Here is a 13,982-nt window from a genome sequence, read left to right as displayed (position 1 = left end):
CATGTTCGGTTTCGACACAACCCAAGCAAAGCGCCGGCAGGGCCCGCGCGGCAAGTTCGACTTGCCGCTGCTGGTGGCCCTGGTCGCGCTTGCCTGCGTGGGTGTCGTGATGGTGACGTCCAGCTCAATTGCCGTGGCCGACAGCTCGCATATGGGCGAGTTCTACTATTTGAAGAAACACCTGCTGTTTCTCTCACTCGGTGCCGTGGCGGCGGGCGTTGCCATGCGCATGGAGCTGAAGGAACTGGAAAAGCACGCTTTCTTCTTGATGCTGGTGGCCTTCATCATGCTGCTGGCGGTGTTCGTGCCGCACTTGGGCATGAAACTCAACGGCGCAAGGCGCTGGCTCAACTTGATCGTGACCTCGTTCCAACCAGTCGAGGCGGTGAAGCTGATCCTGGTGGTGTATCTGGCTAGTTACCTAGTGCGTCATCGCGAAAGCATCGAGACGCGCTTCATGGGCTTGATCAAGCCGCTCGCTGTGTCCGGCGTGATGGTGCTGCTGTTGCTGGCGCAGCCGGACTTCGGTTCGGCCACCTTGATCATCGCCGTGACCATTGCGATGGTGTGGCTGGGTGGTGCGCGGCCCATCTTCCTGTTCCTGATGGGGCTGCCGCTGATGCCGCTGCTGGCGATTGCGGCGACCAGCGAAAGCTATCGCATGAAGCGCCTGACGTCGTTCATGAATCCCTGGGCGCATCCGTTCGATGACGGTTTCCAGCTTACGCAGTCGCTGATGGCCATCGGCCGCGGGGAGTGGACCGGCGTGGGCCTGGGTTCGAGCGTGCTGAAGCTGTCATACCTGCCTGAGGCACACACCGACTTTATCTTTGCGGTGATCGGTGAAGAGCTTGGCCTGGTCGGCGTCATCGGTGTGATGAGTCTGTTCGCGCTGGTCGTGTGGCGTGGATTGCATGTCGGCTTGAAGGGCGTGGAAATCGGCCAGCGCTTTGCCGGCTATATCGCCTTTGGCATCTCGCTGATGCTCGGTCTGCAGACCATGGTGTCGGTGGGCGTGAATCTTGGTGCGTTGCCGACCAAGGGCCTTACCTTGCCGCTGATCAGTTACGGCGGTTCGTCGATCGTGCTGACTTGCGCGATGGCCGGCGTGCTGCTGAGAGCCACCTTTGAAATCTACCGTGCGCTCGATGCGCGTCAGATGGCTACGCGTACACCCGCGGCGGCCGTGCCCGATGCCAATCCGAACACCGCGCGCGAGCGCGAGGCGGTGGCGGCATGAGCGCGCAGGCTCCCGTGCTGATCATGGCCGGCGGTACCGGCGGCCACATTTTCCCCGGTTTGGCCGTGGCCGAAACGCTGCGTGCGCAAGGCGTGCCGGTGGTGTGGCTGGGTGCGGAAGGCGGTATGGAGACCAAGGTGGTGCCGGCGCACGGTATCGAGCTACACACGATTGCGGTGGGTGGTCTGCGCGGCAAAGGTTTGAAGACGCGATTGCTGGCGCCGTGGATGTTGCTACGTGCACTGTTGTCGTCGCTGGCCGTGCTGTATCGCTTGAAGCCGCGCAGCGTGCTGTCGATGGGCGGCTACGTCGCTGGTCCAGGTGGTGTAGCGGCACGCATGCTGCATCGTCCGTTGCTGGTGCACGAACAGAATCGCGTGGCGGGCTTCACCAATCGCAAACTGGCGCAGCATGCGCGTCGCGTGATGGCTGGTTTTGCCGATGCGTTGCCGAATGCGGAGTGGGTGGGCAATCCGGTGCGCGGCGCGATTGCGTCGCTGTCGTCGCCAGCACAGCGCATGGCCGAGCGTAGCGGCAAGCCGCGCCTACTGGTGTTGGGCGGCAGTCTTGGTGCGCGTGCCTTGAACACGTCCGTGCCGCAGGCGTTGGCGCACATCGCAGTCGATCAGCGGCCGGAAGTGCTGCACCAGTGCGGTAACCGCGGTATCGACGAAGCGCGCAAAGCTTATGCCGATGTGGGCGTGGAAGCGCGCATCGTGCCGTTTATCGAAGATATGGCGGGCACCTATGCATGGGCGGACCTCGCTGTGTGCCGCGCGGGTGCGCTGACGCTGGCCGAACTCACCGCGTGTGGATTGGGTGCCGTGCTGGTGCCGTTCCCGCACGCGGTGGACGACCACCAGACCCGCAACGCCGAAGCGCTGGTCGCTACCGGTGCCGCTGAATTGATCCAGGAACGTGATTTGAAGACAAATGACTTGGCACAGCGTTTGAGTGTGCTGTTGGGCGATCGCGCCAAGCTGTTGGCAATGGCGGAAGCGGCGCGCACGCTGGCAAAGCCGGATGCTGCTGCGGATATCGCGCGCGCTTGCGTGGAGGTGGCTGTATGACGCCGCGTCGCCTGCTTGCACATGAAGATTTGATGAGCACTTTCCGCCGCGTGCACTTCATCGGTATCGGTGGTGTGGGCATGAGCGGCATTGCCGAAGTGCTGCACAACCTCGGTTATGCCGTGTCCGGTTCGGATCGCAGCGAGTCGTCGACCGCACAGCGCTTGCGTGAGCTTGGCATTGATGTGCGCATCGGCCATGCCGCAGCGCATATCGGCGACGCCGATGTCGTGGTGACGTCCAGTGCGATCAAGCCTGACAACCCGGAACTGGTTGCTGCGCGCGAAGCACGCATTCCGGTGATACCGCGCGCGGAAATGCTGGGCGAATTGATGCGTTTCCGGCGCGGCATCGCCATTGCTGGCACGCACGGCAAGACCACCACGACCAGTCTCGTCGCCAGCGTGCTGGCGGAAGCCAACTACGATCCCACCTTCGTGATCGGCGGCCAGCTCAACGCGGCTGGTGCGAATGCGCGGTTGGGTACCGGCCAGTACCTGGTGGCGGAAGCAGACGAATCGGATGGCTCGTTCCTGCTGCTGTCGCCGGTGATTGCGGTGGTCACCAATATCGACGCCGATCACCTGGAGAACTACCAGGGCGACTTCGCGCTGGTGCGCAAGGCGTTCTCGGATTTCCTGCATCGCTTGCCGTTCTATGGGCTGGCCGTGCTGTGCGTGGATGATCCGGAAGTGGCCGAGCTGGCCAAGATCACCGCACGTCGTGTGATGACCTATGGCATCGATGCGGCGCATGCGGATGTGCGCGCCACCAACGTGCAGCAGCAAGGTTTCGAGATGCATTTCGACCTACTGCTGCCGGGTGTGAATGATCCGATCCCGGTCACGCTGAATCTGCCGGGGAGGCACAACGTACTCAATGCGCTGGCTGCTGCGTCGATCGGTTGGCAGCTCGGCGTGGAAGCCGATGCCATCGCGCATGCATTGAAACATTTTCAGGGCGTGGGTCGTCGCTTCCATCGTCGTGGCGAGATCGCGATCGATCAAGGCAAGGTGATGCTGGTCGATGACTATGGCCATCATCCGCGCGAACTCGCTGCTGTGTTTGCAGCAGCACGCGGTGGTTGGCCCGATCGCCGCCTGGTGGTGGGCTTCCAGCCGCATCGCTACAGCCGTACGCGCGATCTGCTGGATGATTTTGCCAACGTACTGGCGGAAGCGGATGTGTTGGTGCTCACCGAGGTTTATCCCGCTGGTGAGGCACCGATTGCGGGCGCGGATGGCCGTGCTTTGGCACGCGCTGTACGCGCGCGCGGCAAGGTTGATCCGGTGCTGATCAGTCATCCGCGCGAATTGAAAGATACCTTGCCTGCACTGCTGCGCGATGGCGATCTGCTGTTGCTGCTGGGTGCCGGCGATATCGGTTATGCGGCCGTGGAACTGGCGCAGGCGGGCCATGTGAGGACGAGCGAGACATGAGAAAGATCAACGATCCCGCACAATTTGGCCGCGTCGCCGTGGTGATGGGCGGCAGCTCGGCCGAGCGCGAGGTATCGCTCGACTCCGGTCGCAATGTGCTGGCGGCGCTGAAGGCGCGCGGCGTGGATGCGCAGGCGATCGATGGCATTCCCGCGCTATTGGATGCATTGCGCGCCGGCCACTTTGCGCGCGTGTTCAACATCCTGCACGGTCAGCACGGCGGTGGAGAGGATGGCGTGCTGCAAGGCGCGCTGGAGTCGCTGCATGTGCCGTACACCGGTTCGGGTGTGCTGGGCTCCGCGTTGTCGATGGACAAGACGCGTTCCAAGCGCGTGTGGCAATCGCTGGGCTTGCCTACGCCGAAGTTCGTGGCGTTGCCGCGTGGTGCCGACGTGCATGCTGCCGCGAAGGAAATTGGCTTTCCGCTGATCGTGAAGCCCGCTTGCGAAGGCTCCAGTGTGGGCGTGACACGCGTATTTGAAGAAAAGGACTTGGATGCCGCCGTCGCGCTGGCTGCGAAGTATCCGGGCGATCTATTGATGGAAACACTGATCGAGGGCGATGAGCTGACGGTCGGCATTCTCGGTCGCCAGGTGCTGCCGAGCATCCATATCGTGCCGAAGGGTGCGTTCTACGATTACAACGCCAAGTACGTTGCGGAGGACACGCGCTATATCTGTCCCGGCCTGGAGGGTGAAACGGAAGCAACGTTGCGTGCGCTTTCGCTGGAGGCTTTCGATGCGCTGGGTTGCTACGGCTGGGGCCGTGTCGACGTGATGCGCGACCGTCAAGGCCGTAACTGGCTGCTGGAAGTAAACACCGCGCCAGGCATGACATCGCATTCGCTCGTACCGAAGGCGGCGGCGGTGTCCGGCATCGATTATCAGGAACTGTGCTGGCGCGTGCTGGAAACCAGTTTCAGGGAGGAGCAATGAGGGGAAGCATTCGCCTCGTCGCCTGGTTGCTGGCCATCGCCCTGGTGGTCACACCGATCGTTGGCGTGTTGAGCGGCTGGTTTGCCGCCGACCGCTGGCCGGTCACCCAGCTGATGGTGCAGGCCGAGTTCAAGCACGTGAGCGCGGAGCAGATCCGCGCCGCCGTGCAGCCACGCCTGGGCAAAGGCTTCTTTGCGTTGAACCTCGATGGCGTGCAGAAGGCGGTTGCCGCGCTGCCGTGGGTGGAATCGGTGGAGGCAAGCAAGCGCTGGCCAGACACCTTGCTATTGCGCGTGTACGAACGGCAACCGTTTGCGCGCTGGAACACCCATCAATTGATCAGTCGCGAAGGCAAGGTATTCACCGTGCCGGACGCGGCCGATTACAACCAGCTTCCCGATCTGCGCGGTCCCGACGATCACCTCGCCGAAGTGGTGAGTTTCTTTGCCGACGTGCAGAAGGCGTTCACCGGTACGCATCTGAAGATCACCGGCGTCACGCTGACTCAGCGAGGCAGTTGGAGCGTGAGTACCGACACCGGTGCGCAGATCGTGATCGGCGATCGCAACCAGGCTGGCGGTCGTTTGCGTCGCTTCCTTGATGTGTATCCGCAGGTGGCTGCGGGTCACCCGCAGAGTTTCGAGTATGCCGACCTTCGTTATACCAACGGCTTTGCCGTGAAATGGCCGCAAGTGACGGCCGCCCCGACCGCTCCGACTGCCGGAGGCACGCCACGCACATGAAAGGCAAAAATGAAAAGCAATTGGTAGTCGGCCTCGACATCGGCACCTCCAAGGTGGTGGCGATCGTGGGCGAGTACGAGCCGGGCGAACCGATCGAAGTGATCGGCATCGGTTCGCACGTCTCGCGCGGCATGAAGCGCGGTTCGGTGGTGGACATCGAATCGACCGTGCATTCAATCCAGCGCGCGGTGGAAGAAGCCGAGCTGATGGCAGGCTGCGATATCCGTTCTGTCTACGCATCGATTTCCGGCAGCCATCTGGAAACGCGCAACTCGCACGGCACGGCGGCGATCCGCGATCGGGAAGTCGCACCGGGCGATCTTGACCAAGTGCTGGAAGCGGCGAGCGCGGTGGCGATACCGGCTGATCGCAAGGTCTTATATAAGGAGTCGCAGGAATACCGCATCGACGGCCAGGACGGCATCCGTTCGCCGGTGGGCATGAGTGGCGTGCGCCTGGAAGCTTCGGTGCACCTGGTGACAGGAGCCGCCGCAGCGGTGCAGAACATCAGCAAGTGCATTCAGCGCTGCGGTCTCTCTGTCGACGAGCTGGTGCCGTCTGCCGTGGCGAGCGCAAAGTCCGTGCTTACCGATGATGAGCGCGAACTGGGTGTGTGCCTGGTCGACATCGGTGCGGGTACCACCGACATCGCGATCTATACGCAAGGTGCGATTCGTTATACCAAGTCGTTGCCGGTGGGCGGTGATCAGGTCACCAACGACATTGCCTACGGCGTGCACACGCCGACCGCGCATGCCGAGGAAATCAAGATCAAGTACGCCTGCGCGCTGGCTCAGCTCGCGCATGCAGAAGAAACCATCCAGGTGCCGAGCGTGGGCGATCGTCCGCCGCGCCGCCTTGCACGCCAGTCGCTCGCGCAGAGCGTGCAGGCGCGCTACGAAGAAATTTTCGAAATGGTGCAGGACGAATTGCGCCGTTCCGGTTACGACAGCTTGGTTGCCGCAGGCGTGGTGCTCACCGGTGGTGCGTCGCGCATGGAAGGTGCGCTGGAGCTGGCCGAGGAGATCTTCCACAAGATGGTGCGCATTGGTGTGCCACAGCATGTGGTGGGTCTGGGCGAAGTGATCGCCAATCCCCTGCATTCCACCGGCGTGGGCTTGCTGTTGCACGGCGCGCGTAACGGCGGCATGCGTGCGAGCGGTCCGGCTGGTGGCAGTGTCGGCGGCCTGGTCGACAAGTTGCGCAACTGGATTACCAAGAATTTCTAGAAACGAAAGGGTTAGGCGGTGCAGGAGGCGCAGCCGGGGCGAATGGAGGTTCGCTCACCACCACGGGAAGACAGGAGTCGACCCGCGGTTACAACGACAACGAAGCTCTACGGAGGACGGGAAATGTTTGAACTGGTCGAAAAACTGGCACCGAATGCGGTGATCAAAGTCATTGGCGTGGGCGGCGGCGGCGGCAACGCGGTTGCGCACATGCTCAACTCCAACATCGAAGGCGTCGATTTCGTGGTGTGCAATACGGATGCACAGGCCATGAAGGGTTGTGGCGGGCGCATGCACCTGCAGCTCGGCGCCAACGTCACCAAGGGCCTGGGCGCAGGCGCCAATCCGGAAGTGGGCCGTCAGGCTGCACTGGAAGACCGCGAGCGCATCGAAGAAATGCTCGAAGGCGCAGACATGGTGTTCATCACCGCCGGCATGGGTGGTGGCACTGGTACGGGTGCAGCCCCGGTAGTGGCGCAGCTGGCGAAAGAGAAGGGCATTCTGACGGTTGCTGTGGTTACGAAGCCGTTTCCGTTTGAAGGCCGTCGCCGCATGCAGGTTGCGCTGAAAGGTATCGAAGACCTCTCGCAGCATGTTGATTCGCTCATTACGGTGCCGAACGAAAAGCTGCTTTCGGTGCTGGGGCGCGAGGTGACGCTGCTCAATGCTTTCAAGGCTGCCAACGACGTGCTGCAGGGCGCGGTACAAGGCATCGCCGATCTGATCACGGCACCTGGCCTGATCAACGTCGACTTCGCCGACGTGCGCACGGTGATGAGCGAAATGGGCCTGTCGATGATGGGTTCGGGTACGGCCCGCGGCGACGATCGCGCCCAGGCGGCGGCGGAAGCGGCGATCAACAACCCGCTGCTGGAAGACGTCAACCTCAATGGCGCTTGCGGCATCCTGGTGAACGTCACCGCCGGCCCGAACCTCACCATGCGCGAGTTCGACGAAATCGGCCGCATCATCCACGACTTCGCGAGCGAAGACGCCACGGTGGTGATCGGTACCTCGTTGGATCCGGAAATGCAGGATGACGTGCGTGTGACCGTGGTCGCCACGGGTCTGAACCGCGCCACCTCGCGCCAACCGGTCCGCCCGGTGGCCACCCAGCAGGTGGAAATGCGCCAGCGTCCGCGCCCGATGGTGCTGCGCACCGGCACCGGCAACGAAGTGGTCGATTACGCGCACCCAGAGGTAGTGGCCAGCAATCCGCGCGGGGGCGAGGGCCCGGCCAAGAGCGCCGATCCGAGCTTCGACTATCTGGATATCCCCGCCTTTTTGCGCCGTCAGGCCGACTAAAAGCGTGCCCATCAGGCAGGAGCGCATCAAAAAGTGTGAAAAAGTGTGAAGAGCATGAACTAACGACGCATTAACTTGTCATTGTTCTCTGTGCCGGGCGAGGAGGGTATCCTCCCTGTCCGCTGCCTGATCGTCGCCGGGTGCCGGTAGCGAAAAGGGGGGGACATCTGATGTCGTCTGGCGTCGCGTTCGTGCGTTGAATGCGATAGGCAGTGCGATCCTAAGGATGGCGCACGATTAGCTGGTATGGAGTGGGATTCCATGCCGCTGGTCCAAAATCCCGTTGCCGGATCTTCCCGTCCCCGGCGCGGGGTTTTGTGTCGAATCGCAAGTGCTTGAACTACCTATAGTGCTTGCAGCATCGGGATGCGAATGACTCGCATTATTTGATGAAAGGAAAATGAAGGATTGACCGTTCAGTACGGTACGGTTTATTTTTCCGCAGGTTAAGACTGTGTTAGCATCCCAGCTCGAATTGGCTGCTGCCCCTATAGGTACACAATAAATGATCAAGCAGCGTACGTTGAAGAACATCATTCGTGCCACCGGCGTCGGTCTGCATACCGGCGACAAGGTCTACATGACATTGCGTCCGGCGGCACCGAATACCGGCATCATCTTTCGCCGTACCGATCTCAATCCTCCGGTTGAAATCCATGCACGTCCCGATCACGTAGGTGACACACGTTTGTCTACCACGTTGGTAAACGGTGACGTACGTGTTTCAACCGTGGAACACCTGTTGTCGGCGATGGCGGGTCTGGGCATCGACAATGCGTACGTCGATCTGTCCGCACCGGAAGTGCCGATCATGGACGGCAGTGCCGGTCCCTTCGTCTTCCTTCTGCAATCGGCCGGTATCGAAGAGCAGTCGGCGCCGAAGCGCTTCATCCGGATCAAGAAGCCGGTGAAGGTGCAGGAAGGCGATAAATGGGCCAGTTTTGAGCCGTTTGAAGGCTTCAAGGTTGGTTTCTCGATCGAGTTCAACCACCCGATCATTTCCAAGCGCACCTCGCGTGCGGAGATTGACTTCTCCACCACTTCCTTCGTCAAGGAAGTGAGCCGCGCACGTACCTTCGGTTTCATGCGCGACATCGAGATGCTGCGCGAACACAACCTCGCACTTGGCGGTTCGATGGACAACGCCGTGGTGCTCGATGACTATCGTGTGCTCAATGAAGACGGTCTTCGCTACGAAGACGAATTCGTCAAGCACAAAATCCTTGATGCGATCGGCGATCTGTATCTGCTCGGCCACAGCCTGATCGGCGCGTACTACGCGCATAAGTCCGGTCACGAGTTGAACAACAAGCTGCTGCGCGCGCTGATGGCTGATGTCACGGCATGGGAAGAAGTCAGCTATCAGGACGATCCGGCCACCGCCCCGATCTCCTACGCCCATCCCGCTCAGGCGATCTGACCAACGCCAAATCTCTACCCTCAGACCGGGCCTTCGCGCCCGGTCTGTTCGTTTTTGTGATTTTCATCACGCTTTTATCGTCACCCGTTTCACGTTACCACCACGAGGCATAGAGACCTGGGTGGGGTAGACCGTGGTATAAAACCGCCTTCCGCATCGGGGCAGGCGGTTGCTCGCCTTTCCCGGGACCAGACGCCCGCAGCTCAGGACGTTGCGGAGGGGGTGGAATCAGCGGTTTCGGCGACGGACGCCAGTTCCAGGAACATTGCCCGTAATTCGGGATCGTGGATGGAGCCCGCGGCGGCCTTCAGGTGAAGCGCCGCAGCGGGGGAAAGCGGTTTTGATTGCTCCGGCTGTAGGTCAGGCGGAGGAAGGGGGGCCACTTTCACGGTAACTGAGCTGGCATGGGCGCCGATGGCGCGTGCGGCAGCGAGGATTTGCGCCTGTTGCAGGCGCAGACGCGATGCCCAGGCTGGCGAGGAAGCCAGGAAAACAAGACGGTCGTCGCGCAGATTCGCGAATCTGACCTGTTCACGCAGGGGTGACGGTAACGTCTGGCGTAATGCGCGGTCCAACGCTTCCAGCTTGCCGGCTTTGCGGGCCAGCGCAGCGACAGGACCAACCTCGGTGATGGGTTGTGGCCCATGGCCGGTGCGTTGGGAAGCGGGTGCCTCGCGTTGCATCAGTGGTAAAAAATTTCGAACCGGAAATGACATGCAGATCATACTCGTCTCTCGCGCAGGGAAGGTGCCGAAAACTCTGGACCTCACCAACTCCCGATTGCGCTGGCGCGTATGTGGAATCGGGGCAGCGGTCGTGTTGGCGTTGGCGAGTATCGGCGCCGGTATCGCGTTGGCAGTGGCCAGTCCTCGTGACCGCGCATTGGCCGAGATCGATTCGCTGCACCAGCAGGTAAAGACGCAGGACCAGCAGCTGGGTGAGTTGCGCGAAGACGCACATCGCCAGCTCGATGCGTTGGCCATCAAACTGGGTCAGCTGCAGGCGCAGGCCACGCGAATCAATGCCCTGGGCGAACGTCTGGTGCAGGTGGGCAAACTTGACAGCAACGAATTCAACTTTGACCAGCCCCCGCCGGTCGGCGGTGTGGAAGTCACCGATGGCAGCAGCGCTTACGCTTTGCCGCAGACTCTGGATGCCAGCATCGGCCAGTTGGCAACCCAGTTCGAAACACAGCAGGCGCAACTGAGCGCGATGCAGAGCCTGTTGCTCAATGCGCGTATCGACTCGAACCTCAAACCCACCGGCATGCCTGCGGAGGGCTATATCTCGTCCTACTTTGGCGTTCGCACAGACCCTTTTGATGGTCTTGCCGCCCGTCATACCGGTCTGGATATCGCCGTGCCTTACGGTAGTCCCGTGCACACCGTGGCCGAAGGCATGGTGACCTATGCCGGCCTGCGCAATGGCTATGGCAACGTGGTGGAAATCGACCACGGCAACGGATACATGACCCGCTATGCCCATAACAGCAAGTTGCTGGTGCATCCCGGTCAGCACGTACGCGTCGGCGACGAGATCGCCGAGGCCGGTTCCACTGGCCGCTCTACCGGTTCGCACGTGCACTTCGAGGTCTGGTACAACGGCCGCGTGGTCAATCCGCTCGCGTACGTCAAAAACCATCGCTGAGCAAACCCTGGCGCACCCTGCGGCGGCGCCCTTGAAACCAGACCGCCGTACCGCCACCCCTGTGCGTGGTTCGCCGCGATTTCCCGCGTTTGGGATACCTGGCGGACCCTAGTATCATCAGACCTTTGCCCACTCGGATTGGCTCCGACGGGCGTCCACCGTTTCCAGATCCGGAAGATCGATGCTTAACCGTGCCCTGACGAGCCTCTTTGGCAGCCGTAACGAACGAGTACTGCGCCAGCTGTCCAAAACCGTCGCGCGCATCAACGCGCTTGAGCCTGAGCTCGAGAAGCTCAGCGACGAGGCCCTGCGCGGCAAGACCGATGAATTCAAGCAGCGGCTGGCTAAAGGCGAGGCACTCGACAAGTTGCTGCCCGAAGCTTTTGCCGTGGTACGCGAGGGAGCCAAGCGTGTACTCGGCATGCGTCATTACGACGTACAGCTGATCGGCGGCATGGTGTTGCACATGGGCAAGATCGCCGAGATGCGCACCGGTGAGGGCAAGACCTTGGTGGCCACCGCGCCGGTCTACCTCAATGCGCTCGAAGGCAAGGGCGCCCACGTCGTTACAGTCAACGACTACCTGGCCAAACGCGACGCGGCGCAGATGGGCAAGCTCTACAACTTCCTCGGTATGACTGTTGGCGTGGTGTATCCGGGCATGGATCAGGCCGACAAGCATTCCGCCTATGCCGCGGACATCACTTACGGAACCAATAACGAATACGGTTTCGATTACCTGCGCGACAACATGGCATTGTCCAGGGACCAGCGTGTGCAGCGTGGACTGCATTACGCCATCGTCGACGAAGTGGACTCGATCCTGATCGACGAAGCGCGCACGCCGCTGATCATCTCCGGCCCGGCCGAGGATTCCCCCCAGCTCTACATCGCGGTGAACAAGATCGTCCCGCGCATGACCCGCCAGGAATTGGAAGACGGTCCGGGCGATTACTGGGTCGACGAAAAGCAGAAGCAGGTGCACCTCTCCGAAGAGGGCATGCAGCATGCGGAAGAGCTGCTGCAACAGGCCAAGGTGATCGATCCGGAAAACAGCCTGTACGACGCACGCAACCTGGCCATTGTGCATCACCTCAACGCAGCACTGCGTGCCAATGCGATCTACCAACGCGACGTCGATTACATCGTGCGTGACGGTGAAGTGATCATCGTCGATGAGTTCACTGGCCGTACGCTGCCGGGCCGTCGCTGGTCCGACGGTTTGCATCAGGCGGTGGAAGCGAAGGAAGGTGTGCCGATCCAGCGCGAGAACCAGACGCTGGCCACGGTCACGTTCCAGAACCTGTTCCGCATGTACAAGAAACTGGCCGGTATGACCGGTACGGCGGACACTGAAGCGTACGAGTTCCAGACGATTTATGGCTTGGAAGTGGTGGTGATTCCCACCCACAAGCCGATGATCCGCAAAGACAATCCTGACATGGTGTTCCTCGGCCAGGACGTGAAATACAAGGCGGTGGTCGAGGACATCAGGGATTGCCACAAGCGCGGCCAGCCGGTGTTGGTCGGTACGGCGTCGATCGATGTGTCGGAGCTATTGTCCAATCTGCTGCGCAAGGAAAAGATTCCGCACGAAGTGCTCAACGCCAAGCAGCACGAGCGAGAGGCGCATATCGTGGCGCAAGCCGGCATGCCTGGCTCGGTCACCATCGCTACCAACATGGCCGGCCGCGGTACCGACATCGTCCTAGGCGGCAGCCTGGAAGCGGCACTGCACACGCTGGGCGAGGATGCCAGCGACATGGACCGTGCGCGCGTCAAGTCGGAATGGCAGAAGCGCCACGAACAAGTCATCAATGCCGGCGGTCTGCATATCGTCGGCACGGAGCGTCACGAATCCCGCCGTATCGACAACCAGCTGCGTGGTCGTTCCGGTCGTCAAGGTGATCCGGGTTCCTCGCGCTTCTATCTGTCACTGCAGGACAATCTGTTGCGCATCTTCGGTGGTGAAGGCCTCGTCCGCTGGATGAAGCGCTTCGGCATGAAGGAAGATGAGGCGCTGGAAGATCGCATGATCAGCCGGCAGATCGAAAAGGCACAGCGCAAAGTCGAACAGCACAACTTCGACATCCGCAAGAATCTGCTCGAATACGACGACGTCGCCAACGACCAGCGCAAGGTGATCTATCGCCAGCGCGACGAGTTGCTGGAGGAAGAAGACGTTTCCGCCACCATCACCGACGTCCGCGAGGACGTGGTCAGCGATCTGGTACGCCGTCATGTGCCAGCTGACAGCATCGACGAGCAATGGGATATCGCTGGCCTTGAGCGCGAACTGGAAAGCGACTTCGGCATCTCGGCACAGCTCAAGCAGTGGCTGGAGCAGCAATCGGAAGCCGACGCCAACGTCGTGCTGGAGCATGTGCGCGATCTGATCAATGCCATGTTCCAGGCCAAGGAACAGCAGGTCGGTCCGGAAACCATGCGCCAGCTCGAAAAGCACATCATGCTGAGCGTGCTGGACAACGCCTGGAAGGAACACCTTTCCAGCATGGACTACATGCGCCAGGGCATCTACCTGCGAGGCTATGCGCAGCAGGATCCCAAGCAGGCATTCAAGAGCGAATCCTTCCAGTTGTTCTCGCAGATGCTGGCGCGCATCAAGACCGAAGTGACCCAGATGCTTGCGCGCATCCGCATACGTAGCGAGGAAGAAGTCGCCGCGATGGAAGCTGAGCAACAGCGCATGGCCGAGCGCTTGGCGCGCCAAATGCAGGCCACCGGCGGCGGTGCGCCAGCGGGTGGAGCACTTGGTATGGATGCGCCGGCATCACAGCAGGCTGCGGCTACTTTGGAGCCAGTGGTCACAGGGCCGAAAGTGGGTCGCAACGATCCGTGCCCGTGTGGTTCGGGCAAGAAGTACAAGCACTGCCACGGGCAGTTGAATTAGCAGCGACCTTTGTAGACATGATTACCTCGGACTTGATCCGGGG

11 protein-coding genes are annotated in these 13,982 nt (G+C 61.3%); 10 read left to right on the top strand and 1 reads right to left on the bottom strand.

Features of this window, described 5'->3' with window-relative positions; genetic code table 11:
* Position 1 precedes the first annotated feature (1 nt).
* From ftsW to lpxC, 8 genes are all read left to right on the top strand, one after another.
* On the top strand, positions 2-1,240 hold the full coding sequence (gene ftsW / locus IEX75_RS22295) for a putative lipid II flippase FtsW (RefSeq protein ID WP_188797917.1): 1,239 nt from the start codon (positions 2-4) through the stop codon (positions 1,238-1,240).
* Positions 1,237-2,310: an undecaprenyldiphospho-muramoylpentapeptide beta-N-acetylglucosaminyltransferase gene (murG, locus tag IEX75_RS22290; protein ID WP_188797915.1), complete on the top strand. Its 1,074-nt coding sequence runs from the start codon at positions 1,237-1,239 to the stop codon at positions 2,308-2,310. Before ftsW ends, murG begins: the two co-directional genes overlap by 4 nt.
* On the top strand, positions 2,307-3,749 hold the full coding sequence (murC, locus tag IEX75_RS22285; RefSeq protein WP_188797913.1) for a UDP-N-acetylmuramate--L-alanine ligase: 1,443 nt from the start codon (positions 2,307-2,309) through the stop codon (positions 3,747-3,749). The genes murG and murC overlap by 4 nt, the downstream gene beginning before the upstream one ends.
* Positions 3,746-4,684 (top strand): D-alanine--D-alanine ligase, encoded by a 939-nt coding sequence (locus IEX75_RS22280; RefSeq protein ID WP_188797911.1) that lies wholly within the window; start codon positions 3,746-3,748, stop codon positions 4,682-4,684. The genes murC and IEX75_RS22280 overlap by 4 nt, the downstream gene beginning before the upstream one ends.
* Positions 4,681-5,427, top strand: coding sequence for a cell division protein FtsQ/DivIB (locus IEX75_RS22275; RefSeq protein ID WP_188797909.1), 747 nt, complete (start codon positions 4,681-4,683; stop codon positions 5,425-5,427). The genes IEX75_RS22280 and IEX75_RS22275 overlap by 4 nt, the downstream gene beginning before the upstream one ends.
* A complete protein-coding gene (ftsA, locus tag IEX75_RS22270; protein ID WP_188797906.1) occupies positions 5,424-6,656 on the top strand; it encodes a cell division protein FtsA in 1,233 nt (410 codons plus the stop codon). The genes IEX75_RS22275 and ftsA overlap by 4 nt, the downstream gene beginning before the upstream one ends.
* 123 nt (positions 6,657-6,779) lie before the next feature.
* The gene (gene ftsZ / locus IEX75_RS22265) at positions 6,780-7,961 is read left to right on the top strand and encodes a cell division protein FtsZ (protein WP_188797904.1); all 1,182 of its coding nucleotides are present in this window, start codon (positions 6,780-6,782) and stop codon (positions 7,959-7,961) included.
* Positions 7,962-8,466: 505 nt separating this feature from the next.
* Entirely contained in the window at positions 8,467-9,381 is a 915-nt protein-coding gene (gene lpxC / locus IEX75_RS22260) for a UDP-3-O-acyl-N-acetylglucosamine deacetylase (RefSeq protein WP_188797902.1), read from the top strand.
* A 203-nt stretch (positions 9,382-9,584) separates the two neighbouring features.
* Here the strand turns inward: lpxC and IEX75_RS22255 are convergent, their stop codons facing one another.
* Positions 9,585-10,064, bottom strand: coding sequence for a DciA family protein (locus IEX75_RS22255; RefSeq protein WP_188798240.1), 480 nt, complete (start codon positions 10,062-10,064; stop codon positions 9,585-9,587).
* Between the two features lie 31 nt (positions 10,065-10,095).
* Between IEX75_RS22255 and IEX75_RS22250 the strand changes: the two genes are divergently transcribed.
* Together IEX75_RS22250 and secA are read left to right on the top strand one after the other, a co-directional pair.
* The gene (locus tag IEX75_RS22250) at positions 10,096-11,028 is read left to right on the top strand and encodes a M23 family metallopeptidase (RefSeq protein ID WP_188797901.1); all 933 of its coding nucleotides are present in this window, start codon (positions 10,096-10,098) and stop codon (positions 11,026-11,028) included.
* Between the two features lie 181 nt (positions 11,029-11,209).
* The gene (gene secA / locus IEX75_RS22245; protein WP_188797898.1) at positions 11,210-13,939 is read left to right on the top strand and encodes a preprotein translocase subunit SecA; all 2,730 of its coding nucleotides are present in this window, start codon (positions 11,210-11,212) and stop codon (positions 13,937-13,939) included.
* Positions 13,940-13,982 lie beyond the last annotated feature (43 nt).

Origin of the sequence: Dyella nitratireducens (assembly GCF_014642835.1) — a bacterium.
Lineage (GTDB): Bacteria > Pseudomonadota > Gammaproteobacteria > Xanthomonadales > Rhodanobacteraceae > Dyella_B > Dyella_B nitratireducens.
This window is presented reverse-complemented; position numbering and strand designations above follow the sequence as displayed.

Excerpts from the sequence above, each read along its gene's own strand:
- IEX75_RS22255 (WP_188798240.1), bottom strand. The coding sequence starts at position 10,064 with ATGCAACGCGAGGCACCCGCTTCCCAACGCACCGGCCATGGGCCACAA.
- murG (WP_188797915.1), top strand. The coding sequence starts at position 1,237 with ATGAGCGCGCAGGCTCCCGTGCTGATCATGGCCGGCGGTACCGGCGGC.
- ftsZ (WP_188797904.1), top strand. The coding sequence starts at position 6,780 with ATGTTTGAACTGGTCGAAAAACTGGCACCGAATGCGGTGATCAAAGTC.
- secA (WP_188797898.1), top strand. The coding sequence starts at position 11,210 with ATGCTTAACCGTGCCCTGACGAGCCTCTTTGGCAGCCGTAACGAACGA.
- murC (WP_188797913.1), top strand. The coding sequence starts at position 2,307 with ATGACGCCGCGTCGCCTGCTTGCACATGAAGATTTGATGAGCACTTTC.
- IEX75_RS22280 (WP_188797911.1), top strand. The coding sequence starts at position 3,746 with ATGAGAAAGATCAACGATCCCGCACAATTTGGCCGCGTCGCCGTGGTG.
- lpxC (WP_188797902.1), top strand. The coding sequence starts at position 8,467 with ATGATCAAGCAGCGTACGTTGAAGAACATCATTCGTGCCACCGGCGTC.
- ftsA (WP_188797906.1), top strand. The coding sequence starts at position 5,424 with ATGAAAGGCAAAAATGAAAAGCAATTGGTAGTCGGCCTCGACATCGGC.
- IEX75_RS22275 (WP_188797909.1), top strand. The coding sequence starts at position 4,681 with ATGAGGGGAAGCATTCGCCTCGTCGCCTGGTTGCTGGCCATCGCCCTG.
- ftsW (WP_188797917.1), top strand. The coding sequence starts at position 2 with ATGTTCGGTTTCGACACAACCCAAGCAAAGCGCCGGCAGGGCCCGCGC.
- IEX75_RS22250 (WP_188797901.1), top strand. The coding sequence starts at position 10,096 with ATGCAGATCATACTCGTCTCTCGCGCAGGGAAGGTGCCGAAAACTCTG.